Annotated in this window: 18 protein-coding genes; 3 read left to right on the plus strand and 15 right to left on the minus strand. The window is 36.4% G+C overall.

The genetic code is table 11. The features are described 5' to 3' along the window. Positions 1 to 107 precede the first annotated feature (107 nt). From MT391_RS05745 to rbr, 6 genes are all read right to left on the minus strand, one after another. Positions 108 to 3038, minus strand: coding sequence for a UvrD-helicase domain-containing protein (locus MT391_RS05745; protein WP_499497182.1), 2931 nt, complete (start codon positions 3036 to 3038; stop codon positions 108 to 110). Positions 3039 to 3334: 296 nt separating this feature from the next. Continuing rightward, a complete protein-coding gene (locus tag MT391_RS05750) occupies positions 3335 to 4984 on the minus strand; it encodes a GTPase family protein (RefSeq protein WP_499497183.1) in 1650 nt (549 codons plus the stop codon). Beyond that, positions 4971 to 6068, minus strand: a complete 1098-nt coding sequence (locus tag MT391_RS05755; protein ID WP_499497184.1) for a YcjF family protein — start codon at positions 6066 to 6068, stop codon at positions 4971 to 4973. The genes MT391_RS05750 and MT391_RS05755 overlap by 14 nt, the downstream gene beginning before the upstream one ends. 407 nt (positions 6069 to 6475) lie before the next feature. Further along, a complete protein-coding gene (locus tag MT391_RS05760) occupies positions 6476 to 7117 on the minus strand; it encodes an RpiB/LacA/LacB family sugar-phosphate isomerase (protein WP_299664240.1) in 642 nt (213 codons plus the stop codon). A 601-nt stretch (positions 7118 to 7718) separates the two neighbouring features. Further along, positions 7719 to 8858 carry a TerD family protein gene (locus MT391_RS05765; protein WP_499497185.1) on the minus strand — a complete coding sequence of 380 codons (1140 nt, stop codon included), beginning with the start codon at positions 8856 to 8858 and terminating at the stop codon, positions 7719 to 7721. 151 nt (positions 8859 to 9009) lie between these two features. Further along, positions 9010 to 9588 carry a rubrerythrin gene (rbr, locus tag MT391_RS05770; protein ID WP_166369986.1) on the minus strand — a complete coding sequence of 193 codons (579 nt, stop codon included), beginning with the start codon at positions 9586 to 9588 and terminating at the stop codon, positions 9010 to 9012. Between the two features lie 537 nt (positions 9589 to 10125). On the opposite strand from rbr, the gene MT391_RS05775 reads away from it, so the two are divergent. From MT391_RS05775 to MT391_RS05785, 3 genes are all read left to right on the plus strand, one after another. Next, positions 10126 to 11577 carry a glyceraldehyde-3-phosphate dehydrogenase gene (locus MT391_RS05775; RefSeq protein WP_299664235.1) on the plus strand — a complete coding sequence of 484 codons (1452 nt, stop codon included), beginning with the start codon at positions 10126 to 10128 and terminating at the stop codon, positions 11575 to 11577. A 453-nt stretch (positions 11578 to 12030) separates the two neighbouring features. Further along, positions 12031 to 12471, plus strand: a complete 441-nt coding sequence (locus MT391_RS05780; RefSeq protein ID WP_499497186.1) for a DUF4174 domain-containing protein — start codon at positions 12031 to 12033, stop codon at positions 12469 to 12471. Between the two features lie 60 nt (positions 12472 to 12531). Then, a complete protein-coding gene (locus tag MT391_RS05785; protein WP_499497187.1) occupies positions 12532 to 13695 on the plus strand; it encodes an alpha/beta hydrolase in 1164 nt (387 codons plus the stop codon). A gap of 234 nt (positions 13696 to 13929) precedes the next feature. Here the strand turns inward: MT391_RS05785 and MT391_RS05790 are convergent, their stop codons facing one another. From MT391_RS05790 to MT391_RS05830, 9 genes are all read right to left on the minus strand, one after another. Beyond that, on the minus strand, positions 13930 to 14385 hold the full coding sequence (locus MT391_RS05790; RefSeq protein WP_166369980.1) for a tellurite resistance TerB family protein: 456 nt from the start codon (positions 14383 to 14385) through the stop codon (positions 13930 to 13932). A gap of 64 nt (positions 14386 to 14449) precedes the next feature. Further along, positions 14450 to 15067, minus strand: a complete 618-nt coding sequence (locus tag MT391_RS05795; protein WP_166369978.1) for an HAD-IB family phosphatase — start codon at positions 15065 to 15067, stop codon at positions 14450 to 14452. Further along, the gene (locus MT391_RS05800; RefSeq protein WP_499497188.1) at positions 15064 to 16152 is read right to left on the minus strand and encodes a cysteine protease StiP family protein; all 1089 of its coding nucleotides are present in this window, start codon (positions 16150 to 16152) and stop codon (positions 15064 to 15066) included. Before MT391_RS05800 ends, MT391_RS05795 begins: the two co-directional genes overlap by 4 nt. 4 nt (positions 16153 to 16156) lie before the next feature. Then, on the minus strand, positions 16157 to 16936 hold the full coding sequence (locus tag MT391_RS05805) for an HAD hydrolase family protein (protein WP_166369974.1): 780 nt from the start codon (positions 16934 to 16936) through the stop codon (positions 16157 to 16159). Continuing rightward, positions 16915 to 17985, minus strand: coding sequence for a phosphoribosyltransferase domain-containing protein (locus MT391_RS05810; protein ID WP_166369972.1), 1071 nt, complete (start codon positions 17983 to 17985; stop codon positions 16915 to 16917). Before MT391_RS05810 ends, MT391_RS05805 begins: the two co-directional genes overlap by 22 nt. A 281-nt stretch (positions 17986 to 18266) precedes the next feature. Next, the gene (locus MT391_RS05815) at positions 18267 to 19343 is read right to left on the minus strand and encodes a sodium:calcium antiporter (protein ID WP_240923564.1); all 1077 of its coding nucleotides are present in this window, start codon (positions 19341 to 19343) and stop codon (positions 18267 to 18269) included. A 582-nt stretch (positions 19344 to 19925) separates the two neighbouring features. Next, entirely contained in the window at positions 19926 to 20531 is a 606-nt protein-coding gene (locus MT391_RS05820) for a TerD family protein (protein WP_166369968.1), read from the minus strand. A gap of 80 nt (positions 20532 to 20611) precedes the next feature. Beyond that, positions 20612 to 21187, minus strand: a complete 576-nt coding sequence (locus MT391_RS05825; protein WP_028869612.1) for a TerD family protein — start codon at positions 21185 to 21187, stop codon at positions 20612 to 20614. 1120 nt (positions 21188 to 22307) lie between these two features. Then, positions 22308 to 25706 carry an EAL domain-containing protein gene (locus MT391_RS05830; RefSeq protein ID WP_499497189.1) on the minus strand — a complete coding sequence of 1133 codons (3399 nt, stop codon included), beginning with the start codon at positions 25704 to 25706 and terminating at the stop codon, positions 22308 to 22310. Between the last annotated feature and the right edge of the window lie 356 nt (positions 25707 to 26062).

Consider the following 26062-nt stretch of genomic DNA (forward strand, 5'->3'; position numbering starts at 1 on the left):
AGATAATAACTAAAAATTTAACCGGCTGAAAGTTAATTTCAGCCGGTTAAAAGGGTAATGAATACTAGACTAAATAAAGTTCAAGTTATTTATGGACAAGGTTGAGCTTAATTTGGCCACTGTAAATTGGCTTTATCAATGCCATTTTTACAGCTCATCGGCTCATTACCTTTAAAGTTTCGACATCCCCAGAATTCACCTTTTTTACTTTTCCTTAACACCATTTCAGCACCACACTGAACGCATAGAGGCACTATTTCAGAACAAGCAGGATTAAGGCAAGCTTTAAAGCCACTATATTTGCTTTTTGTCATTGCCGTATCACATTGACGACACCCTCTTTCTTTATGGTCACAACGTGGAAAATACGAGCATGAAAAGAAGTGTCCAAAACGTCCGTTACGCGGTATTAACGTACCAGTTTCGCAAAGCATGCACGTAATTTTATCCACTAATGTTTGACTGATTGTTATGCCAAATTCATTCAACTCAACATCATAACCATCCACCAGCTCCTTAACAAAATCACTGCCATCAAGCATATCCGCAATAATATAAGCACGATCTTTCGCTCGTGTTAATGCCACATACATTAACCGCCTTTCTTCCGCATATTCAAAATCTTCAGGCTTAGCTAACAAAGCATCAATAATTGCAGGAGTGGCTTTTTGTGATGGAAAACCAAGTTTGCCCGATGTCATCCCCATGATCACCACAAAATCGGCTTCTTTGCCCTTGGAAGCATGAAAGGTTTGATTTTCAATAAACAGTGTTGGGTATTGTTTATTTAACTCTGCCAAGGCTTGCTTATCCGGCAACTGAAACCAATAACGCGCTAATAAATACACGTTCATTTTATCGCGTTGATGAGGTTTATTAGCAATGGCAGTTAATACTTCCGCTAGTGCACCGTTGGCAACTTCTGGAATGCTTTGTGTTTGTTGTTTATTAACATTATTAATACCTTGATTCACGACACTTTTACGTAAAATAGAGACAGCCGGTTTATCAACCTGTTTAATTGCATCGATGGTTTTAGTTAACTGTGATGGATTTTTACTAATAAACTCAGTAGCCACCTTTGCAATGCTATTATTAAATCGAAAGGTTTGATCCAGTTGTGTTTGTGTACTCGCACCAAAATACTGTTCAAACTCAGTTGTTAATGACACATCCCCACCACTAAAACGATAAATAGCCTGCCAATCATCACCAACAGCAAATATTGAACAACTTTTACGATTATCACGTAATGCCTTCACAAGGCGAGCACGTGGCTCAGAAATATCCTGAAATTCATCAACCATGATATAACGCCAAGGGGAACGAAATTGACCATTTTCAATATACTGCAAGGCTTTATTGATCATATCTTCAAAATCAATTTCATTACGAGTATCTAGAAACGCTTGGTACGCCTTTAAAATAGGATGTAATAACTGTAAAGCTTTACTGGTTTGCGTGGGGTCAATGGCATTAGCAATAACCTTTTTTTCTAACAACGGATCTAAACAAGCCGCTTTATACAAACCCACCAAGGAGGAAAAGAGTTCTGCTAATACGCTAATGCGCCCAGTTTCTTTAAGGTTAGCTAATATCACTTGCTCAGGTAAGGGTTGGTACTTTATACCTTGCACTGAAAGGGATTTTTTTAAATAACTCAAAAGCATCCCCTGTTTATGCATTGCATAGGTTAATTCGATACACTCGGTATTATGTTGTTGATGGGTTTGGCGTTTCCACTGCATAGATGCATGGTAATCTTCCCTATCAATATAGGGTGCAGTATCGCCATTTTCATCAATACCAAAATATTCAATATACAAATTAAGCGTGGGTAAAAAGAAATCGGGTTGGTACTGTTTACGTTCAGTAGTGCGCACATCAAGCGTATAGTTTGCTTCATATTGATAATCGATACCATGATTAAATAACCAATTAGCAATATACAATTCACCAAAACTTTTAACCTGCTCGCCTTTCAAAGTACGAATATCATTGTCAGTGAGGTATTGGTAATAATCACCTAAACTAGCAAACTCGAAGTGATTTTTCTCAGCATAATAATAACGACTAAAATAAGTGAATACAGCTTGTCTATACTCAGCTTGCTCCTTCATTAATCGCTCAAAACAATCCTGTACCCATTTAGCTTTAGCGGTTTGATCTTCAGAAAAATGCGATAAATTAGGTTTCGCAGCTTCTACTTTGGCAATAATACTCAAGCCTAAATGATGGAACGTAGAAGCTTTAATTGTATCAAGACCTAACTTATCTTTTATACGTTGATCCATTTCAAGCGCTGCTTTTCTGCCATAGGCTAATAATAATATCTCGCTAGCTTTTGCCTGTTGGCTTTTAAGTAAATACCCCGTTCGTCCTACCATCACGCTGGTTTTACCGGTACCCGCCCCTGCTAACAACAGATTGTTATCGTCATCAATCACACAAGCTCGACGTTGCATTGCAGTTAATGGATTCGATTCAACCGCATCAAAAAATGATTGATATTGTTGTAATTGTTGCTCGATATAAGTATCACGAAATGCGTTAATCTGCGTCACTTGCCAATGACGATAGCGTGATAGCTTCTCTAAGTAAGGTGCCAATGATGCGGGCACTCGTTTAGCAGATAAAACCCAGGGAAACCACTTTTCATACTCTAGGGTTACTACATTTAGTAGTCGCTTTACCACTGACTGTCGAAGATATTGACTGCTAATGAAGGGTTCTATTTTTACTATTAGTTGTATCAGTGACTGCTGATTTGCTTGTATCCACCATTGTTGGCATTGATGTTTATAAAGCTTAGCTGCGTCATAGCTTAATTTACTTAAGTGGTAGTGTTTATGGTCAGATTCAACAACTAACGTTTGACCAAACCATGTTGAAATGAACACTGGTGGTTTAGTTAACGCGCCCCAATTAACTACCGATTTATTTTTATCAACGTAGATACTCAGCGCATCGGCATTGAGGTTAATTTCAGTATGATGCCCAAAGAGACGACCGAAGAAGCTTGAAGTGATTGATGTCATGATAATAAATAGCCTGATAGAAGGTCAAAGTGCGCTTAAAATACAACTTATTAATACAAGAAACACAAGTAAGCTGCATGTGCCACTGCACACAAAATGAAAGCATGATACTGGGACTCAGTGATTTTTAAAACAAATGAAAGCCGTGAGGATAGAAGTGATAATTTTTTTTAGTTCCTGTAAATAATCCTGTGACCCAGTAAATCATTCACTGGGTTTTCTTATACTCAACGCATTGAAGGTTAATGTTTTCACATTGATTAATCGATAAGGCTGATTTCAGGGGGGGCCAAAAGTTATGATTTTTTCTTTAACTTTTTAACCACTATTTCATTTAACTTTGGCGCAGCCGCTCTTAACAAATTAGGATAGAGTTTTTTACCGCTATGCATTACACGGTCAAACTGCTTTTTGATACCAATGCCTTTACCTATTGCTTCTCGTCTTTGCCTATTACGCTGTACATTATTTGCATTTTCAATCTCTGCTTGCAGTGTGTTTTTTAGACTTTCTATACCAAAGTGTGGTTTATTCGGGCTGATCGACAGCGCAATCATTTTATCAGGCATTAATAGGGTTTGATTATAATCCATCGCTTGCTTAATGATCTTCGCTTTGGCAGCCTTTGCTTCAACTAAGTTCGGTTGTATTAAATCATAGGGAGGTTGCCAATCGTCAATTGGTTTAAGCCTATCAACTTGGTTAACTATCCCAACCACCGTCGCTTTTTTACTAGAGATATGTTTTACATCATCGTAATAGGCATCAAATTTAGTTTTAAGGTTTTTATCCAATGCACGAGCAGGCTGGTCAGCTTTTAACATCCAAAGAATAAGATCCGCACTGGTCATTTCAGCAAGCATACTTTGTTCTGTTTTAGGCTTACCATCTAAGCCCTGTAAGTCGATTAGCCGAATATCAATGTCATCCAAGCTTGCTTGATAAGCAATCGTGCCATCGGTGCAAGGTAATACATCCACTTCGGCCATTAATTGCTCTTTTAGTACATTAATAACCGACGACTTGCCTGCATTGGTTTGCCCAACAATAACAATACGTATTGGCTCTAAATCAGCAGCCATTCGCTGAACATCTTGCGTCGCAATATCAGAAGCGGTAACACTGCCCTGCTCAAAGCTAAAACGGCCACTGTATAAATCAATCGCAACCGAGACCACTTCATCTAATAAAGCTTGTTTGGCTTGAATCTGAATATTTTCAAATAAACCTTGAGTCATGCCCGAGGTAGATTGATCTTTGAGCAGGTCAGTAGCAAATTTAGCAGGATTTAAATATAAGTTTTTTGCATAATTGGCCCAAATAGCCACTTTAATCGCTTTTTGACCTACTTCACCATATTGCTCATACGCTTTATAGCCACTTGTTAAATGAGAAATTTTCACCAACTCTATGGCAGGAATATACTCCTTAACCACTAATTGATAGCGCCGACTTATTTCTTCTAATAACTGCAAACCTTCGGGAATTGAAAAATCTAACCCTTTTTTATCAAACGCCTGTGCAACAAAGTTCATCAGCTGATAGGCAACTTTATCCAGTTCTCGCCACTCTGTATCAGCACTTAATAATTGGCGAGCTTGGATCTTCGACTGCTCCCAGATTACCACTTCATGTGTCGACCAATCTTTATTGACCTTAACCAAACTATCATCAACCTGCGTGCTATTTTCATTGAGCTTTTTTTGCTGCTCTTGAAGACGACGTTTATCTTGATGACGATTAGTTAGCCATAAAGGCAAACTGATCAGCAGCGTGCTAACGGCAATACAAATAGATAAAATCAGCAGATAATCGTATTGGATAGCCAGAAATAAGCCAAATCCCACCATCATCAACACAGGTAAAATAGCCGATACGACAGCAATCCCCCAACGGCCACCGGATAACTGCGATAAAAGTAAAAAGAGTTGTTTAATTTTTTTCATATCCTGCCGCCGCCTTGCCTTTTTTAAGGGCATTTTTATATAAATCTTGCATCACCTGTTCAGATATCGGCTCACCTTTACTCTTATGGTAAAAGTAATAACAGGCAACACGCCCTAATCCATAGGTTGTAGCAAAGCTCATCGATGCAGCCGCTGCGGCACCAATCGTTTGTCCATACACGGGAATTAATTTAATAAGCTGTCTTGCGCCCAGCTTCGCAGAATACTGTAAGGCAAAACTACTGCCTAATGAGCCAGTTAGTTCTGTAAATGTGCGTTTATTCCACATCACACCATATTGATTCGCCAAACTATGTAACATCTTCGCCTGAATAGCCGGCACAGTCACCAAACCAAGACCTGGAATTAAATCACTAGCGGCAGCACTACCGGAATACCACAGCACTTCTTTTTGCACTTGATTAAAGTTTGCATTTTCAATATCAGAATGTGCTTTATCTTCCACCAGCAAACCTAAAATAGGCAGTATTTTTGTGACTTCTGAAATCAATAATTGCTCATTATAAACACCACCTTCAGCAGCCTCAAAATCTACGCTGACCGAGTTAAAAGGTTTGCCCCAACTCTCGCGCACTTGCATTTCATTAAATGCAATTTGCCGTTCTCTATCCGCTTCATTAGTTAATAAAACTGCACTATGGATCAACAATAAATGTTCAATATTTTTATTTTTTTTAATCTGCTTCAAAGCATCCAACACTACGCTTTGTTCTGGCTCATCAACTTTCATCACCACCACAATCGCATTGCCTGACTTACTGATCTCTTTTATATCTTCACTCGCATCGTAATCCGCTTCACCTAAACCGCGTGTATCTAAAAATCGCATCACTGCTTTTTGCTGCGGAAAATCATAAACTTGTGCAGTCATGGTGCAAGGTTCAAAACCGTTACCCACTTCTATCGACGACAGCCCTGTTAACGCTTGAATAAAAGAAGATTTACCCGCCCCTGTTTTACCTAGTAACCACAACGTTGGTAAATACTCATGCTGAACTTGTTGCGCTTGGCTGAGATCAGGATTTTTACTGGGGTTAATAAACTCTTTTATTTGTTCAAACATATCAGCAGATCCCTGACTAAGTGACACTAACTAGATTAAAGTAACATTGATAAATTAAAGCTATCTTGTGTGACTAGAATAACCTGAGTAGAAAGGAGTGGCTAGAGGTGTTAATACTAATTACTCCCTTATTAAGAGCAATGTTCTTATTTTATAAATTTTAAAGATGAATAACGATGGCGATTATTACTTAACCTCAATTCTGGTTAATGAAAGCGGAATTGAAGTTAGTTAAAATCATAAAATTATATTTTTTGGCTATACAGTGCCGTTAGTTTTGCGTAGTTCAAGGCGAATAATAGTTATATGAATAGTTATATAGGCGCCCTATCTAACTAGGCACCTTATAAAGCTACGTAAAAGTTAATTAATAAGCTACGGAGCCTGCAACTATTCAAACACCGCAGCTAAGCAAGAAGAGATTGTACGTATTCTTTAATCTCGGCATTCTGACAATTATCGAAAAAGCATTGTTGAAAACGTTCGCCCGATACTGCCGTTTTAACCAGTGTTTGATCAATAGCACGTAATGTATCTAAATAGTTTTCTTTAACAATGGCGGCCTTAACGTCATTTAAAATGCTTGCATTACTTTGTTGCGGTGCTGCACGCTCTAAAGGATACCCCTGGCCACGCTCGCCCGTGGTAAATGCTTTTTCAAAGATATAACGTACATTTAGCTCAGCGCCCCAGCCGTAACCTTTTGCAAAAGCCAAAGCCAGCGCATTGCCATTATTGATTTGATTAAATAGAAAAGCATCGGACGGGTCTAAGCAATAACCACATACCACACCTGGGTGTATGTTTAATGACATCATCGCACCTTGACCAGTACCACAACCAGCAACAACAAAATCAACGGCTTTAGCATTGAGCAAAAGACTGGCCATAATACCAAGGTGGATATAAGTTAAATGATGATCATTTTCATCGCTCATTCCAACATTATAAACAGGATAATCAAGCGGTCCGACTACTGTATTTAATTCATTTAAAATGGTTGCATTTTTACCTGCTTGACTATTTTCCATCATTAACGCAATTTTCATATTTTACTCCTGTGCTGTTCGCCGTTCATTTTGGTCATTAATATTGTCATTAAGGTTTAATAAGGCCGAATGCATTTGTTGTATTTACTCATTTTTAAATCAGAAAATGATTGTTTACATCAAAATACATTACACACTCATCACCCCAATGCTTACCTCAACCTTTATCCCTGCGAACGTTAATTAAATGTTTCTAGCTTCGGTACAATTTAGGGGACGGTTTAATTACCGTCTAGTTACGATTTAGATCGTAAAAATTAATAGCTTAAATATACATACAAATGGAACTCACAGCAATAAATTTTAAAACGATGTTTTATTTATTAAAATCCTCTGTTATTAATATTGCTAATACACTTGGTTATACAGAAAATATTCAATAAAAATGCAGGGCGTTAAAGCTAAGAATTTGCAAGTAAAGTTTTGAGATTAGAGATTAACCTTAAGAGAAAGGATAGGAGAAATAAGCGATCATCCCCCTGAATACATGATTACTTTATTTGGGCGTAAAAATGTTACCTCTCAAATTAGTTAAAAAGTAACGTTAGCCAAAAAACAATACTAAATAACTAACGCTTCTCATTAATTTACAATGTTAAATTTACTTACGCCCTTCGGTCCAAGTAAATCCCCAACCAAAGTGTTGGTCACAATCTTTATGACCATCAAATAATTTATTTAACTGCTCAACCTGCACATTGCCATTAGTGACCTTTATTTCTGCAATGGCACAAAATCGTTTTGATTTACTTTTTTCGGTAAGTTTTGACTCGATCGGTGCCATATCAGGTACATGCATTGTTACCTGTGCATTGGCTTTTTCCCAGTTCGGTGAACCTTCATAGATAAAAGCAAAAATGATTATCCGTTTAACATCTTGAATTTTATCGCCATTAATATGCAACCACTCACCATCGACACTTTTCCCCGTTCGGTCATCGGCTAACAGTTCTACATAAGGTGTAAATTCAAGGCGTTTACCTAGTGCTTGTACTAACGCCTTTTGCCCATTATTAAGCTCCACAAAAGCGCCTAAATCTAAGTCGATAGCTGAGCTAAAGAAGCCTCCTGATGCCTGTGTCCAATTCAAATTCGCTTTAATTAATCCTAACGTGCCGGCACGCTTGGTTAAATCCACTTTGGGTTGTGCTTTTGTTAAACTGATTTTGCTCAAATTAACCCTAACAGGTTCATTCGGTCTTGAAGATGTACTAGCTACATGTTCTGCAGAAGCCTCAGCTAATGTTGGTTCTGTCTGTGCTTCATTTGCACCTGGCTTTTCTAATTCCACGCCAAAGTGTTCTGCTAGTGGCGCCAAGCCACCATTAAAACCTTGCGCAACAAACCTCACTTTCCATTGTTCATTACGCTTATACAGCTCTAATAATATCAGTGCTTTTTCAGGGCGATCTAAAGTATCAACAACACTGTTAAATTGAGCAGTACTTAGCTGAATATTTTTCCCCCAAGATGCTGCATTCTCTAACGTTGCTGTAATAGCAAGCTTTTCGATACGGCTAGGAATTTTATCAAGATTAAATTCAATGGTCTGATTAACAATTTTAACGCCTGCGCAAGGTGAAGTCGGTAGACCATAAAAAATCATATCCTCATCAACAGCAATTTTTGCAGTTGCATCCAGTAAAAATATCGATACGTCTATAGATTCCGCTAAGTTATGCGTTAATGTAAAGGCATGTTGAGTCAGCTGTTGGTTGCCACCTATCGGTAAATTTGTCACCTTCAATTCCTTCTAATAATGTCTCATAGGTTGGATCTTAAGAAGAAAATTAGTTGAAAAAATGCTCTGAATTAGCTCTGATAGTAATCGCCAAACCACTATCAATCAGCAAATTGGAGCATGAATAAAGATAATAGTCTGCTATGTTCTTTTACCAGTTTTCACCTAATAATTCAAAATGAGCTTGTGGGTGAAGGCATGCTGGACATAATTTAGGTGCTTCTTTTGCTTCATGGAGGTAGCCACAGTTTCTACAGCGCCAAACAACGACACCATCCCTTTTAAATACTCGACCCGCTTCAAGATTATCAGCTAGATCATTAAATCGTTTTTCATGCTGTTTTTCTGAAACTGAAATGGCAGTAAACGCAGCAGCAATCTGACCAAAACCTTCCTCTTTAGCTATTTTTGCAAAGGCTGGATACATATCGCCCCATTCATGTTCTTCACCTGCTGCAGCTTTTTTTAGGTTTTCAAATGTATGACCGATACCCCCACTAGAAATAGTCTCAGTTATCTCAACTTTATTGCCTTCAAGAAAACTAAAAAATCTTTCTGCATGTTCTTTTTCTTGATGCGCTGTTTCTTCAAATATAGATGATATCTGAACTAACCCTTCTTTTTTAGCTACACTGGCAAAAAAAGTATATTCATTTCTTGCACGTGATTCATTTGCAAATGCAATCAGTAAGTTTTTTTCTGTTTGTGTACCTTTAATGCTTTTGGACATTACGATCTTCTCCAGTTAAATGATTGAAATTTATTCTTATATACCGAAGAAAATAAAAGATTAAGACTTTGCAAGGTAAAATAAATCCTCACTGTGTTACTAGCTTGATATTGAATAACCAGCTATTTAGCATCAAGAAGTCAGCTAAAGATGTTCAACACCATCCTGTTGTTTTTTGCGAAGTTCGAATTACTCTATCTAGAAAGGGGGACATGAAAGTGCAATATAATTACTTCGTTTATTCCTTTGGCGTAACAGATATTATTTCTAAGGTACTTATTTATTTTAAACCTTATGGATTAATTGTCACTTAAAATATTGATAATTAAATTATAAGTAACATAAAAAATGCTTTAACAATATAACCTATCTCATTTAACTCTTTTAACATCTCCGCGATCTCATTTTTCATAACGCATTCAAGCTTTTACTTTGTCAACGCGAGTCAAACGAGCATAATCTGGGCCTCATTTTTAGGGATCGAGCAACGCTCTATTCCTTTGCAGAAATATATTATTATAAATGAAAGGTAAACGCATGAACCAAGTTATTTCTAATACCTGTATGCAAGATTGGTCGGATCGCGAGTCGACAGTAGAAACCATGATTCCGATGATTGGTGCTTTGTACCGTAAAAAGAACATTGTTACCTCTGTATACGGTCGTCCTATTATAAATCGTTCTGTTATTGACTTATTAAAAGCGCATCGCTTTGTTCGTCATATGGAAGACCAAGAACTTTCTGTATTAGAAACCTTTCCTATCATTAATGCGATGATGTCGATGGATCTAGATCGCGCTCACGTTGATGTAGGTAAGCTTGCGGTTAAATTCCGTAATCAAGAAAATGCAACAGATCTTGAGACGTTCTTGAATGAAGAGCTTAAAGGTGCACTTGGTCAAAATAGTCCTGCAACAAAAGAAAATCGTGATGTGGTACTTTATGGTTTTGGTCGTATTGGGCGTTTATTAGCTCGTCTTATTATTGAAAGATCTGGTGGCGGTAATGGTTTGCGCTTACGTGCGATTGTAGTTCGTAAAGGTAAAGGAAGTGACCTTGAAAAACGTGCAAGTCTATTACGTCGAGATTCTATCCATGGCTCTTTTCGAGGTACTATCTCGATAGACAAAGAAAAAAATGCGATTATTGCTAACGGTAATTATATTCAAGTTATCTATTCAGATGCACCTGAAAATGCTGATTACGAAGCCTACGGTATTGAAAATGCTTTAGTAATTGATAATACAGGTATCTGGCGTGATCAAGCAGGCCTAGAACGTCACTTGCAAGCTAAAGGTGCTTCGAGAGTATTATTGACGGCTCCAGGTAAGGGAGATATCAAAAACGTTGTTTACGGTATTAATAATGACGTTATTGAAGAGTCGGATACTATATTATCTGCCGCTTCGTGCACAACTAATGCAATCACACCTGTATTAAAAGTAATTGATAATGAATATGGCATTATTAATGGCCACGTGGAAACTATCCACTCTTACACTAACGATCAAAATTTAATTGATAACTATCATGAAGGTGATCGACGCGGCCGTGCTGCTGCATTGAATATGGTTATTACTGAAACAGGTGCGGCTTCAGCCGTTGCAAAAGCATTTCCTGAAATGAAAGGGTTATTAACGGGTAACTCAATTCGTGTCCCTACCCCTAATGTATCTATGGCCATCTTATCTTTGAACCTAAAGAGTGATGTGACTACAGAAGGAGTTAATGACTTCCTTCGTAAAATGTCTTTGTATTCTTCAGTACAGAAGCAAATTGATTGGGTTAACTCTTCAGAGGTGGTATCCACCGATTTCGTGGGTAACTCTCACGCTGGTATCGTCGATGCGCAAGCGACAATCACTAGTGATAAACGTGTTAATTTATATGTTTGGTATGATAACGAGTTTGGTTATAGCCACCAGGTTATTCGTATTGCACAGCAAATGTGCGGGGTGTTTTACCCAATGTACCCTGTTGTAAAATAGCACTTAAAACGAGCAAAACCATAAACCGGCCACATATTATTAGACTGAACACTAATGTTTTAGTGTTCTCAATGAAATATGTGGCTATTACCGAATTTTGTTTCCTAAACAAATACACTTGAGTTTACAATTTTACAATGTTTCCTCTTTTGAATGCTCTCTAAAAGCTACTCTGCACCCATCATCAAGTATTTAATAAGATGTCACCTTTCTTCTACTCTAGTACTACATAGTGACGACCTAGTAGCAAGCATCTCGCTGAATGTATCTAGCCAAATGACTTTACCAATTGACTTTACCAAATGACTTTCTCAATGACCTTATCTTTGATCTAATAACGCTTTCAATACGTATTTATAAACACAACAAGATCTAACAACAGCTAACAACTTTTTCAGGATTGTTGACTTTGCTAATTATGCGAAGCTAGATCTACTGATCAGGGAATAAAATATGAAATACGTTATTTGTTTTTTTATCATTAGTTTGTCTATTAAGGCCAAGGAGTTAGCGATGCTAACAGATCTTTCCGTTCTAAGATGGGAAAATAGAGTAATTGTCGTTAGTACCGTCAATGATAAAGACAGTATATCGAAAATATTTGAGCAACATGAAACTGAGCTTAATGAGCGCGATATTGTTTGGTTTATCATGCAAAACAACACAGTAAGCAGTAACTTCAGCGGGAATATTGCTGACAACTTTGTGCCTAACATGATTCAAAATTACAAAATCAATGCTCAGCTAGAGCAAGGAAACGTCGTGTTGATTGGTAAAGACGGAGGTATAAAATGGGCAGCTAAACGTCTCAATTTAGCAGCCATATTTTCAAAAATTGACTCGATGCCAATGCGTCAAGTTGAGATGCGCTCTAAACAAGTTAAGTACAAATAAGTTAAGCGAAAAATTTACTTTTTTTTTCATTACACATTCATTTTTTAATAGGACTTTATCGTGACTTCATCTTTGTATCGTATTGCTTTTATTAGTGCCATTGGGCTTTTAACGGCCTGTAGCCAATCTAAGACAGACCCTAATTATGTCGCTTCAGCATCATTACCTAGTTACTCCCAAGATAATTTTCAACAGTATGTTAATGAAACTAAACAATGGTTATCTCAACATCGTGTATTTAAAACAGATAATATTGAAAAAGAGCTACAAGCGAATGCACCCTTTGAGCTAATTCCTGAAAACCCAAATGGCGATGCAGTATTATTGGTACATGGTTTAGGTGATTCCCCCTATTCCTTTATGGATGTGGCACAACATCTTGCTGCACAGGGGTATCTTGTTAGAACGGTATTATTACCCGGACATGGCAGTAAAGTCGGAGATTTGATGTTACCGACATTAGAAGATTGGCAAAATGTAGTAAGCCATCATATTGCGTTATTAAAACCAAAGGCCAACAAACTGTGGCTTGGCGGTTATTCTACAGGTGCAAACTTAGTTACATCAGAGGCATTAAATGATGATGGCATCGAAGGATTATTACTATTTTCACCCGCCTTTAAACCAGAATCTTCGGTAGTGAAATGGGCTAAAGTTGCTAGTTATGTAATGACATGGGCGGACCGAGATCCTGAGACCAATTATACGCGCTATAACTCTTTGCCAATGAATGGCGCTGCTGTTTATTACGATACAGTAAAAGTTGTGCAACATGATTTAGAAAATACGACCTACAACAAACCCGTTTTTATGATGATAAGTGAAGGTGATAGTGTTATTGACACCAAATTTCCCACCACCGTGTTTCAAAAACAATTCACCAATAAAAATAATCAGCTGATATGGCAAGGTGAGCGTGATTTATCCATTGAAAAAACGACAAGATTCACTATGCAACGTCCCGATTTACACATTGTTAATGGCTCTCACATGGGATTATTATTTTCACCTAATAACGCCGAATATGGTCAACAAGCAGCGATTAGAATATGCAATAACGGGCAAAGTAAAGAACAAGAAAAAGCCTGTGAACTAGGTGATGAGGTATGGTTTTCTTCTTACGGTTCAAGAGAGGAAGGAAAAACCCTGGCACGCTTAACTTACAACCCCTATTTTGAACAAAGCATGGAAAAATTAGATGCGATGATGAAGGGTGAAGGGTGAAGTTAACTGGATAGCTTGTTGTTAACGTCTATTTTAGAAGTTGTTTTAAAAGTTGTTTTAAAAGTTGTTTTAAAAGTTGTTTTAAACAAAGTTATTAGCATTTTAGATAAAATCTGCTTATAAAAAAGGCTGAAATCTTTAGTGAAAGATTTCAGCCTTTTATGACTACTAGTCATTGATTAGTTTAGCAGTCATTGGTCAGTTAAGCATTAATGACTGCATATCAATTGATGATTATAAATCGAATTCAGATGGGGCAATACCCACTGCATTACAAGCTTCTTTAATGACTTGTTTTTCATCAGCATCAAACTCGCCATCAGCACCACCAATAATGATACCTAATTGAATACAAGCGCGTGCTTGTTCTGGCTTACCTTTTAATGCACCTAGTGCTTGAATCGCTTCAATTTTACCAAAGTCATAATCTGCTTCTAATTTGTTACAAAAGAAATCAAATTTTTCTTTTAGATCAGAAGGCGAAAACACTTTTAGTGTTTCATTAGCCATAATAAAACCGGCTGTTTTTTTACGCTCGTCTGCATCGATGTCACCATCAGCAGCAGCAACTAATGCACAAATTGCCATTGACGCATCAGCAAATTTTTTATTTTTAAATTGACCCACGTTTTTTTGTAAATTTTCATTGGCCTCATTTAATTTTTCTTTAATATTATTCCAAAAACTCATTTTTACTTCTCCAAATTAAAATTAAACTAAACCAGTGATAGGTTTAGCATTAAGCGTATTAATATCAATTCCCTACAAAGGGATCTAATTTACCGTTTTCTACAAAAAACTTATGTTGAGCAAGGTCTAACATCGGGATGTCCACAGGTAAGTTACCATAGGATGCCTCTACACAATAGTCTAAAGCATCTTCTTCAATGGTTAAATTAAAGCGACGTACTTTTTCTTCTAATTGGCACTCAGGCCCGATTTCTCCAGTTAATTTTCCATTTTCAGATTCAAGCAATGTTCCGATCACACGCGCTACCGGCCACTTTAATTGTGCCACGATGCCTTCGATAAAAGGTTGTGGTGAAGCAGTGATGATCCAAACTTCAACGCCTTTTTCATGAAGGTCATACATCTGCTGTACCACTTCTTTGATTTGTGAGAGTTTTGCCGCACTCACTAACCCCGCTTGATAAACTTGTTCAGCATCCCTGCCCTCTAATGATTTTTTATAAAGGCGGTGTTTAATTAAAGATCTGAGCTGTCCTCGATAGACGCGAAGATCCCAAAAAAGTGCGAATAAATAAAAAAATAATGGTTTTCTACCTAACAAATACTTAAACAAATAACTCAGGGAGTTTTCGTGTACTAAGGTCTCATCAAAATCAAATAGGGCAACTTTTTTTGTATTCATATGACATCTTTAATTAATGCGCATGCCCCAAAAGGCATCGCTGGAAAAGTGATTATGCTAATTTCTTTTTCATTAGCAATACGTAATAAATGCTTTATATCAGGGTTATTTGGGTCATTCACAATTAACAAATCAGGTACTCTACGCAGCATGACACGGGTGGCTTCTGCAATACCTGGTTTAATACGATTGATGTCACTGACATTGAATTTTTGCATTAGCTCAGAGATTGCTTGCTGTGTTTGTTGATGACGTAATTGGCGTTGCTCAGGACTTATCAACTCTGCCCTTTGATATTCTTTTTCTACAAAACATGCTGAGATTTCTTCAATAAACCAATTTGAATAATCATAATCCTCTAGGTGCTGATAAGAAATACAGCCATGAAAATCGGTTTCACCAATTTGGTCATTGATCACAGAGCGACTTATTAACCCACTCACGGTCGAATTCATGAGTGCGCTAGGGATAGTATAATCACGTAACGTCACTGAAAAATCCGCTGTACCGCCAATATCAGAAATAACGTAGAGTTGTGCACCAATATTTACTTGTCGACGGTTATTATATTCAACAATGGCTTGTTTTAATTCTCTTGTGATCACGCCTTTTGCAGTCCACCCATCAATAAACACTATACTTTCAGGTGGTATTTTTAAGTCATAAATGAGGTAATCAAGCGCATTAACGTCAATGCCTTTATCACGCACAATACTGATCGAAAAATGTTGAGCATTGACGTTCGCATATTGATTAATTGCTTTATTCACCAATACACCAATAGGCGTGCCTGCACGCACTAAAGACACAATACAAACATCCTGTTGAATATTGTCTCCTATTAAATAGGCCAGCTGTAGAATTTCATTGGCTAACTGTTGTTTATACTGAGCGGTCAGCGAAAGAAATAATTGTTCATATTCAGTAGTGGGTTTTGATTCTTGACTGACCATTTGCGAATAATGTAATTGCCCTGTTTGAATCAACCTTTCTTTATCTTCCACGGTATAAAAATTAGGCTGTATTTGTTTTAATAAAAACTGGCAATCTTGTTTTGAATAACTGCCTAATAATGGCTCTTTCATTATTTTATTCCTGCTTAAAAATTTGTGCTTGTTGCGGAACAATTAAAAAATCGGAGTCCTGCATAAAAGGCAAATCACTGTGACTATCACCCATTGCAAAAACCGTATCCAACTCACCTACGTTCATCATTTTTTTTAAGAAATCAACGGCTACTTTTTTGCGTGCGTAGGGAGGTAATATGGCAAAGTTACGACCATTAGCGTGTAAAAACATCTCTTTAGGTAAGGTAGATTCTAAATAGTCATTCACTTGTACTATTTTTTTAACATCTGCATAATCTTTACTTATCTTTAAGCAAAGATAAGTGCTAATGCCATGGTCGATAATCAATCTAACCCGCACACCACTATTGATCACTTCAAAGTAATGAGATAATTTTTCATACAATTCAACTAATTTATTATGCCATAGTTGTAGGCTAAATTGCTGTTCTAAAAACACTTTCCATTCATCTAACAGTTGATGTTTATTATCTAAAATAACTGCCCCATGTGAAACAATGGCGTAATCAGTATTGGTAATTGCAGGTAACTTACAATTCAAAAAAGAGCTACTTCTTCGCCCTGTAACAGGAATAATGATCGCATTTGATTTGATCATTACGTTTAATAATTTTTGTTGTTGTACTGAAGAATAAGCATAGGGTTGACCGTTCACGCCCACCGTAGAAGGGATCATATGTTCACTAACTTGCCCTTTTACACTCGCAAATAATGTATCGTCTAAGTCAGTAAATACAAATAAGCGATCATTGTTTTTGGTTAAGACTTCCATGGGTGACATTTAACTCCATCGGCAAATTCTAACCCTTCGTACTGGTGCTCACTGACCACAAATACTGATTTATTTTCAGGAAAATAATTATACAAATAATGTTCCGCGGTATTAGATTCGGTTTCAATTTTATATTGGTTTTGAATCACTTCACAGGGCAAAATAGGTGAACGATTAATTGATTGAAATACTACATCTACCCCACTTTCTTCTAATTTCTCCGCCAATAAAAAGGGAATATATTGGTGCTCTCCATCGGCGATAACAATGGTGCTATTTGCAGATTTTATTTCATTCAATTCGCTAACGTAGGGCATTGCTAATCCTCGTCTACCAACGGCAGAAGAAGCCTTTGAAGTGCTTAGTTTTGTATCTGCATGTTGCGGTAATTGCGGCTTAAATTCTGGATTTTTTTCAATACTAAGGTCAGCATCAACTAAGGATACATAACGAATCGGTAAGCCTATATCTGCGCTATTAATTAAACTTTTTTGACCACCTAAATTAATGATTGAAGTCACGATCACTTCTTCTAAACAGGGTAGATAATCAATCAAGTTGTTAAGTAATTGTTTAATGGTTTTTCCAGTGGTGATTTCGTCATCAACCAGGATCAATCTTTTTACCTGAGTAATGGCGGGTAATAACTCGTCTTTAGGCTGGTAAAAAAGATGGCTAACGGCATGACTGTGAGCCTCATCAATACTAAACCACAATTTAGCATCTATTTTTTGTCTAGTCGTATGCTGGAAGTAAACTTTATTTTGTCTTTTGGATAAGCTGTCTGCAACACCTGCTCCTAATCCCGTTGCCGCTTCAGCTAAACTAACCACATAACTGCTTGCACCGGGTTTAATTTGGTCGACAAGTTGCTCATAAGTTTCACGCATGATCTTAGGAGCCGTAGGCGTATATCGACCAATTAACTTATTAATAATAATAAAATGTCTTTTAGGGTTCTGTCTGCAAGCAAATGACAAAATGTTATCTAAACATTCTCTGTCATTATCGGTCTTTAAGGAGATATCTCCCGCTGCAGTTGTATAAGTATGTTTCATATTAACCATTAAATTATATTTAAACGTTTAAAAATTATAGTCATCACCATCGTACCGCCTCTGCGTGGACTAAGACAGTCATATATTGCTATTTATCAAGCATTTGTGATGAATAAAATACACATAAAAAAGCTATTCCTTGTAAGGTTATGCAATTTTAAAGTCTACTCAATGATATCTCATCGCCTATTGCTTAACTGTATTTTCAGCGTAAATTTATTACAACTCAATAAAAAAAGGCTTATTCAAGAATAAGCCTTTTTTGCGAGCATTAAGTACTTTTATTGAATAACAAAGTACATTGCAGCCGCCCAAATACCGAACATTGCTAATAAGAAGTATGCAACGCCTTTGGTTACTTTCTTATGTTTAAACAATAAGCTTGCTGCTACTGCGCCAGTGATGGCAACAATTGACCAACGTAAAATAGTCAAGTTAGCATCTTGCTCTAATGGTAATGAATCAACACCATTAATAAGGAACCATGCTAATAATGGTAATGCAAAGGCAACCGTGGTATCAAAAGTATTTGACGCTAATGGGTTAGCAACTGCATCTTCATATTCGCCTTTTTGAGCATCTTTAACCGATAGGATTAAATCAGGAATAGAAGACGCTGCAGCACCAAATATTAAGCCAGCAAAAAACTCAGGAACACCTAATACTGTCGCACTACCTAATACACCTTCAACCAGCACATGTGATGCGCCTGAAATGATTAAAATAGCGAGTATTAAAACAACGAGGGAACTGATTAAAGTGAAACTTTTATTTGAAAATAACAATGCATTGAAGTTAAAAGTAAATAAGTTACCGATCACGCCTTTATCTTCGATTTCTTCATATTCATACTCTTCATCATCTTCACTGTATTTTTTAGAGTCGTAATATAAATGAGCTCCGTAACCTACATAGATAAGGTTAAGAATAATCGCCATCCAGATAGTGAAATGATCAAAGCCTAAACACACGATCAATGCAATTTCTGCCGCTAACACCCAAAAAACGTCTCTTATCAAAGTACGCTTATCAAGTTCAATATGATCAACTTTTTTGCCGCTTTCATCTTTTGCCATTAGGATAGACAAAGCGGGGATCACACAACCATTAAAAATAGCAGATCCCGCTGTTACACCTAAAGCAACCATCACTAATGATGGATCGTCGAACCAAAACAAACAAGCAATAACAACAAACATCTCTGGCATGCTTGAACCGATAGCATTAACCGTTGCGCCTTTTATACCGGGTGCGAAATTACGGCCTAAGTAACCAGCTGCTTGTTCAAACGTATCACAGGCATATTTAAGTAAATAGCATGAAATAATGATATAAAAAAACGGTAATATTGTATCCAAGATACTCTCCAAATTAATAAGCTACTTGTATGCCGTAGCTTGTGGCTAATAAACTAATTTTTATTGCTGTCTAATAATACCAATCACTTATTTAAGGCAATCAGTACAATTTCCATTAACCGCACTTTATCAATAGTGATATTAACCACTATAAATATAAATGCAGGGTTTGGAGTTAAATCAGACAAGTTATGTTCAACCTATTGCGATTAACTTACTTCTATCATTAACAGTTCTATAACTAGCAGTTCTGTTACTAACAGCCATACAATTAACGCTTTAGATTTATTTCTTACTTTGTTTTATATTTAGTCACCAATCTGTGAGTCAGTTTTAATCAACCTGTAAACAGTTTATTAAATTCCTTTCTCTCGATAAGCCCTTGCCTCACCCTTTCAAGCTAAGTGTTTGCTAATAGCAAGACAGGCTGCATCGAATATTGTTTGATGACTAAATTGTTCTATTTTACATTGGTACTGTTACATTGGTATTGTTAAATTAGTACTGCTAAATGGTTACTGTTAAATTGGCACAGTTTGATTGTTACAGCTGCTTTACCAAAGTTACATCATCACTTAAAATCTAAAGGTAACCACCTGCAACAGTTTTAATTGTACCTTCTAGGCCTTTATCTGCTGTTGTTTCACCAATCGCAGAGAACTTCCAGCTACCATTATGCTTGTAAAGTTTACCAAGTACCATAGAAACAGAGCCTGCAAACTGTGGATCATTAGCAATATCATATACGGCATGAACAGAATCAACGCGACTCGGTGTACCTTCATACAAACGGATAGAGGCAAAAGGGATAGTTTTGAAATCGTTACCGCTGAATGAGTTAAGTACAAAAACAACTTGCTCTGCATTAGCTGGTAACTGCGGAAGATTCACGCTAATGATTTCATTATCTAAGCCATCATCACCGTCTAAATCACCTTCTAGGTCATCACCAGAATGTTTAATACCCGTACTAGTTAGTTTACCAAAGTAGACAACATCTAATGTTTTTCCGCTAGCATCAAAAACAGCACAGCTCGCATCTAAATCAACAGCAACTTTTTTCTCGCCGCCAAAAAAACCTTTCTTAGTGATCGCACCCCAGTTAACGCCTACACAGATATTCGTTAAGCCAGTACCGTTACTCTTCTCAAGGCTGATTTTTTGGCCTTTTTGTAATGAAATTGCCATTTAATACTCCACATTGTTATTCAAAAAATAAAGATTGGCGAACACTGTCAGCCAACCTTTTATTAAAACTTGATCAAATACTAAACTTGTACGCCGTATTGACGAGCTAGAGGACCTAAACCACCTTCAAAACCTTGTCCAATCGCTTTAAATTTCCACGCGCCATTATGTAGATATAACTCACCGAAAATTAATGCAGTTTCAATAGAATAATCTTCAGATAAGTCGTAACGTGCTACTTCTTCATTTGAAGCTTGATTTACGATACGAATAAAGGCATTTGATACTTGACCAAAGTTTTGTTTTCTTGCTTCAGCTTCATGAATAGTCACTGCGATAACAATTTTTGATACATCTGCAGGTACTAAGCTTAGATCAACTTTAACGGCTTCATCATCGCCTTCGCCTTCACCCGTAAGATTGTCACCCGTGTGCTCAACCGATTTACATTCAGACATTAAGTTATTAAAGAATATAAAGCCTTTATCTGATTTAACTTTACCATCAGCCGTTAGTAGAAACACAGAAGCATCTAAGTCGAAATCTGCGCCATCAGTCGCTCTAGAATCCCAACCTAACCCTAATAAACATTTGGTCATACCAGGAGCAACTTTCTCTAAAGAAACATTTCCACCTTTTTGTAACGAAACAGCCATATTAATTCTCCACTTAATAAAAGTTTATTTTAACATTATAGATACCGATAAAGTATCAATACTCAATATACTATAGGGGCAAAAAAATTAACATGATAGAAACCTAACTTTTATAAAAAGTGAGACCTAAAAAAAGTTAATTCTCATTTATAATCAACATATTACTGATTATAAAATCAACTATCCCATCTAGCATAAACACTACTTTATAGAGGGTTTTAAAATACGCTTTGATTAATTAAATCATTCAAAGTTTGATGCATTTCTTAACTCTCTTTCCACCATTAAAAATGAAAAATAACTAGCGATAATATTCAATCATTTCCCTCTTTAAACAAACTTATATCAAGTCTATAAAAAGGTCGTATTTTGGCCTTTTAACTCACGCCGATATCGCCGTTACTTAGTCACTTTAATTAGTGTGTTAACTTGAACAATTAGTTCAATTTAACCATTAACTCTTCACCCAGATACTATTTATTCTTTGTGATTAATAATCAAATTAAAGCTCACATGAAATTAAACTTCAAAATAACTCTAGGCATATTATGTCGAAACAATAACATTAAAACAATCTATTTAAAACACTATTTTGAAAGTCATACTTTTTAACCCTATTGTTTAAGCAATTTCTATTGTTAGTTTAAACTCAACTACTCCTTTATCTCATCGTTAACAAATCTACCGTTTCCTAGGCGTTAGTTAATAGAGAAAAAATTGATTACTATCATTAGATGGTGACTTAATTACAAAAAGCAAGGTAGCAATCAATTTTAGTCACCAAAAATATTTAACTGACGTGTTCTACAGACAAAAATATAGACATTAAGTAGACAAAAGTTAGTTGGCAAGTACCTCAATATTATTGTCGCCACCATTAGGGTATTTAATTAGCGGCGAATGTAAGGACTCGCAATATAACGAACTTCTTATATAAGGGTTCGCGAATGTAAAAGCATGCTGAGAGTGACAAACACCCGTTTGAAGGGAGAGCAGAAAATAGTCGTAAACAATCAACAACGGCAGTATCAAACGAATCATCGTATGCTGACAGTAAGTTATGTAGAGTATAAATTTAATAATTTAAGCCAGTGGCTTACCCACAAAGTAAATAAAGCTTTTATTTAATAGTTGTTACCGCCCGTTGTTGCAATAACAGCTCGACTTGTGCAGCGGGGCAAGGTTTATAAAAGTAATAACCTTGAATTTCATGGCACCCTAGTTGCTTAATAAATTCATATTGCTCGACGGTTTCAACACCTTCAGCAATAATTTTTAAATTTAAACTGCTAGCAATTAAGACCATGCCTTGAATAACAGCCTTATTTTTTGGGTTATTGACCGCATCTTTAACAAACGTTCTATCTATTTTAATCGTATCAATGGGGTAAAGGTTGATACAGTTAAGTGATGAATAACCCGTACCAAAATCATCTAAAGCAATACTCAACCCATAGTCTTTAAAGCCCTGTAAAATAGTTAATGCTAGTTGTTCATTTTCAATCAAAGCATTTTCAGTAATTTCTATTTGAATATCTTTAGGGTCAACATGATGCGCTTTCATTATCTGTATGTAAGTATTCAATAATTTTTCATTTCGTAATTGCAGTGCCGATAAATTTATTGATAAGCGGATATTTTGATGGCCATTTTTACGCCAATAGCCATATTGTCTACATCCCTCTTCAAAGATTAACTCATCAACTTGCCCAATTAACCCTAGCTCTTCAGCCAGTGGAATAAAATTATTGGGCGCAATAATTTCCTGCTCTTTATTTTGTATTCTAACCAGTGCTTCAAAACCGACAATGTTTCCGGTATTAACCGAAACTTGAGGTTGATAATATAAAATGAATTGCTGCTTTAGGATCGCTTCTCGTAATATATCTTCATATTTATTGCGTAAAATATTCTTTTGTTCTAAAAATTTATCATAAAAAACATAACCATTACGTCCTTGGGATTTTGCTTGATACATTGCATTATCCCCACTCTGCAGCAATGTTTGTACATCATCACCATCATTGGGATACAAGCTAACCCCTAAACTCAAGGTACTGTAAATAGGTTTATCATTAATCAAAATAGGTGCTTTTATATGCTTAAAGATAGATAGAACAGCCTCGACTACATTTTCTTCACTCTGTATATCGGGCACGATGATAACAAATTCATCACCACCTAATCGCGCCAAGATATGCTCTTTAGAAAGTGCACTTTGTAAACGTTGCGTTAATTGCACAAGTAATAAATCACCTCCTTCGTGCCCAAGCGTATCGTTAACATGCTTAAAGTAGTCGACATCGATACATATAATTGCACATTTTTTATTCTCAACTCGGCAATGCTCAATCACTTCAGTGAGTTTATGTTGAAATAACTTACGATTTGGCAAACCAGTTAAAATATCTAAATTTGCTAAGTTTTTAATTTTCTCAGCTTGTAGTTTTTTTTCTGTTACATCTTCAAATAGCCCACGATAACCAGTAAATACCTGATTAATAAAAATAGGTTTAGCTGAAATTAACAAACAAATAACATTGCCATTGTGATGTCGATACCAACATTCAAAATCAATTATCACCTCATGACTATGCATTCTATTGATAAAACACCCTTCTTTTCCGACATTAAATTCATTAATTTTTTTCTTCATCAATAATTCAGGTGGATAACCAATGATCTCGCTCGTTGAGTTGGAACAATACGTAAACTCATTATTTTTATCGGTTTCCCATAACCAATTAGATGAGCTATGTGCTATCTCACTAAACCGTATTTGTTCTTTCTTTAAATCTTGAATCAAAATTTCATTTTTTAATGCGGCACTAATAATAGCGCGCAAATTCTCAAACGCAGTGCCTTTACGGTTACTTAAATTCAAGGTCATAAAACCCAATGCTTTCTTTCTAAAAGACAAAGGAAAAACCATCAATGTAAAACGATCTTGATAATGTATTAGACCATCCGGCAATAATTTCTTGGCAAGAAATTCTTTATTCTCTATTTGCATAAATTGGTTATTACGAACAGATACAATGTTAGTAGCGTAAAGAGGTTCGCTATTTAGCTCGTTAAATAAAGAGATGTGTAGCTCCGATAAATTTAAAATATCAACGGCATATTCTTTTATTCGTGTTAAATCAAATGAGGAGTTGAGGTTATTAACGATGGTTCTAAAATAATTCAAATAATATTCAGCTTCAAAGCGCTGAAAATTAATGGCCACTTTCTCAATTTTATTTTTTAAAGAGATCAATTGTCCTATAAAACCAACCAATCCATGTGCATCTTTGTCCTGTTCTAAATATTGTAATGCACTAAACTGTATACAGTCAGTCAATTCAAGCCATAGAATAATTTCTTCCGTTTTCACCGACTCTTGTAAGTAGCATTGTAGTATTTTTAAAAAGCCATCAAAATCTTTTTCATGAACCGCCTGCTGGTATAAATGAATCACTGAGGCGACATCATCGCGAATAATACCTCCCTTATAAGGGACCACCTTAGACTCAAAATAATCCAGAATGCCTTTAAAAATGAGATCATTATTCTTTATATCCCCTAATGCTTTGGTCAGGTCGCACTGCTCTTTATTGGATCTAAAATGAGCCTCAGGTAAACACCCACATGATTGTCTTATCACTAATGATGTGGGGACATAAATATCAACTCGTTGTGATTTACCTTCAATTTGATCAATAAGTGCCTGAGCAGCAACGCTACCAAGTTCAAAGAGCGGTTCTTGTATACTAGTTAAAGCAGGGGAAGCAAAGGCACCTTCTAATGTATCCATCGACCCTATCACTGCTATTTCTTCGGGAACAGAAATACCTCGCTCCTTGCAGGCGTCGATAACCCCGAGGGCTTGGTTATCATTTACTGCAATCACAACTTCAACGGGTTTACCCACTTGATCTAAGAATTTTTCAAAGGAGATCTTTGCAGCCAAGCGATTTAAATCAGCATATAAAACAGCATCTTGATCAAAGGGAAGCTGATGCTTAATTAACATTTCTTTGTATATTTCGGTTCGACTATTTGAAGAGGCGTGGTGCTTAGGGCCTCTCATTATAAGAATATGACGATACTGATGTTTGACATAAAAGTGCTCGAATAACTGTTCAAAACCAATTGCATAATCGGTAATGACGTTGCTGTGCCCTTGCACATAACTACCGATATTGACCGTGGGTACTGTAGAAAACCGATGGATCAGTTTTTGACTAGAGTGATCATCTAAAAAACGTAAGTGAGAACTAAAGGGGCCAATCACCCCCGCAATTAAGTCCATATCAACAAGCCCAAAAACACGGTCTCGCACTAATGATAAAGGGTCTGTAGAATTAACCGCGCCACCACAATAACCGATCACGTTATAATCATTTTTCTCTGCCACATGAGCCGCGCCACGCATAATTCCCTCTTGGTATGCTGAGGACATTGAACCGACTAACACTGCAATAGTAGCGCGACCATTTTTTAAAACATGTTGCTCATTAGCGGAGGGATTATGCATAGATTTACTTCCTTAGTTTAAGGTCTTACCATCGAACTAAAAATGGATCTGTTTACTTTATTCAATCTGAAAAAGTCAATTAATCGGCAATCTTTTACTTTCAACGTGGTGAACCAGTACTAAAGAAGAATAGCTCTTAGCAGCAAAATTAAAAAAGAAACAGATACCTTCAGTATTATCTATAAAATAAAAACTGTGAAGTGGGTGATAGAAGCTGCGTGAGGAATGACACTATATTTGTGTTTTTATACACTATATTTGTATTTTCATACAATAAATTGTGACATATTTTTGCTATTTTAAAATGATTAACGACTAAAGAATATTGTGACAGCACGGTGAATTAAAGTGACAAA

The sequence above is a fragment of the Vibrio sp. 1-Bac 57 genome (assembly GCF_037546855.1).
GTDB lineage: Bacteria > Pseudomonadota > Gammaproteobacteria > Enterobacterales > Psychromonadaceae > Psychromonas.

Coding starts and splice junctions, on each gene's coding strand:
- MT391_RS05820 (WP_166369968.1), bottom strand. CDS start 20,531: ATGGCAATTTCATTACAAAAAGGCCAAAAAATCAGCCTTGAGAAGAGT.
- MT391_RS05755 (WP_499497184.1), bottom strand. CDS start 6,068: ATGTTTGAACAAATAAAAGAGTTTATTAACCCCAGTAAAAATCCTGAT.
- MT391_RS05775 (WP_299664235.1), top strand. CDS start 10,126: ATGAACCAAGTTATTTCTAATACCTGTATGCAAGATTGGTCGGATCGC.
- MT391_RS05790 (WP_166369980.1), bottom strand. CDS start 14,385: ATGAGTTTTTGGAATAATATTAAAGAAAAATTAAATGAGGCCAATGAA.
- MT391_RS05805 (WP_166369974.1), bottom strand. CDS start 16,936: ATGTCACCCATGGAAGTCTTAACCAAAAACAATGATCGCTTATTTGTA.
- MT391_RS05760 (WP_299664240.1), bottom strand. CDS start 7,117: ATGAAAATTGCGTTAATGATGGAAAATAGTCAAGCAGGTAAAAATGCA.
- MT391_RS05780 (WP_499497186.1), top strand. CDS start 12,031: ATGAAATACGTTATTTGTTTTTTTATCATTAGTTTGTCTATTAAGGCC.
- MT391_RS05830 (WP_499497189.1), bottom strand. CDS start 25,706: ATGCATAATCCCTCCGCTAATGAGCAACATGTTTTAAAAAATGGTCGC.
- rbr (WP_166369986.1), bottom strand. CDS start 9,588: ATGTCCAAAAGCATTAAAGGTACACAAACAGAAAAAAACTTACTGATT.
- MT391_RS05800 (WP_499497188.1), bottom strand. CDS start 16,152: ATGAAAGAGCCATTATTAGGCAGTTATTCAAAACAAGATTGCCAGTTT.
- MT391_RS05825 (WP_028869612.1), bottom strand. CDS start 21,187: ATGGCTGTTTCGTTACAAAAAGGTGGAAATGTTTCTTTAGAGAAAGTT.
- MT391_RS05795 (WP_166369978.1), bottom strand. CDS start 15,067: ATGAATACAAAAAAAGTTGCCCTATTTGATTTTGATGAGACCTTAGTA.
- MT391_RS05745 (WP_499497182.1), bottom strand. CDS start 3,038: ATGACATCAATCACTTCAAGCTTCTTCGGTCGTCTCTTTGGGCATCAT.
- MT391_RS05750 (WP_499497183.1), bottom strand. CDS start 4,984: ATGAAAAAAATTAAACAACTCTTTTTACTTTTATCGCAGTTATCCGGT.
- MT391_RS05810 (WP_166369972.1), bottom strand. CDS start 17,985: ATGAAACATACTTATACAACTGCAGCGGGAGATATCTCCTTAAAGACC.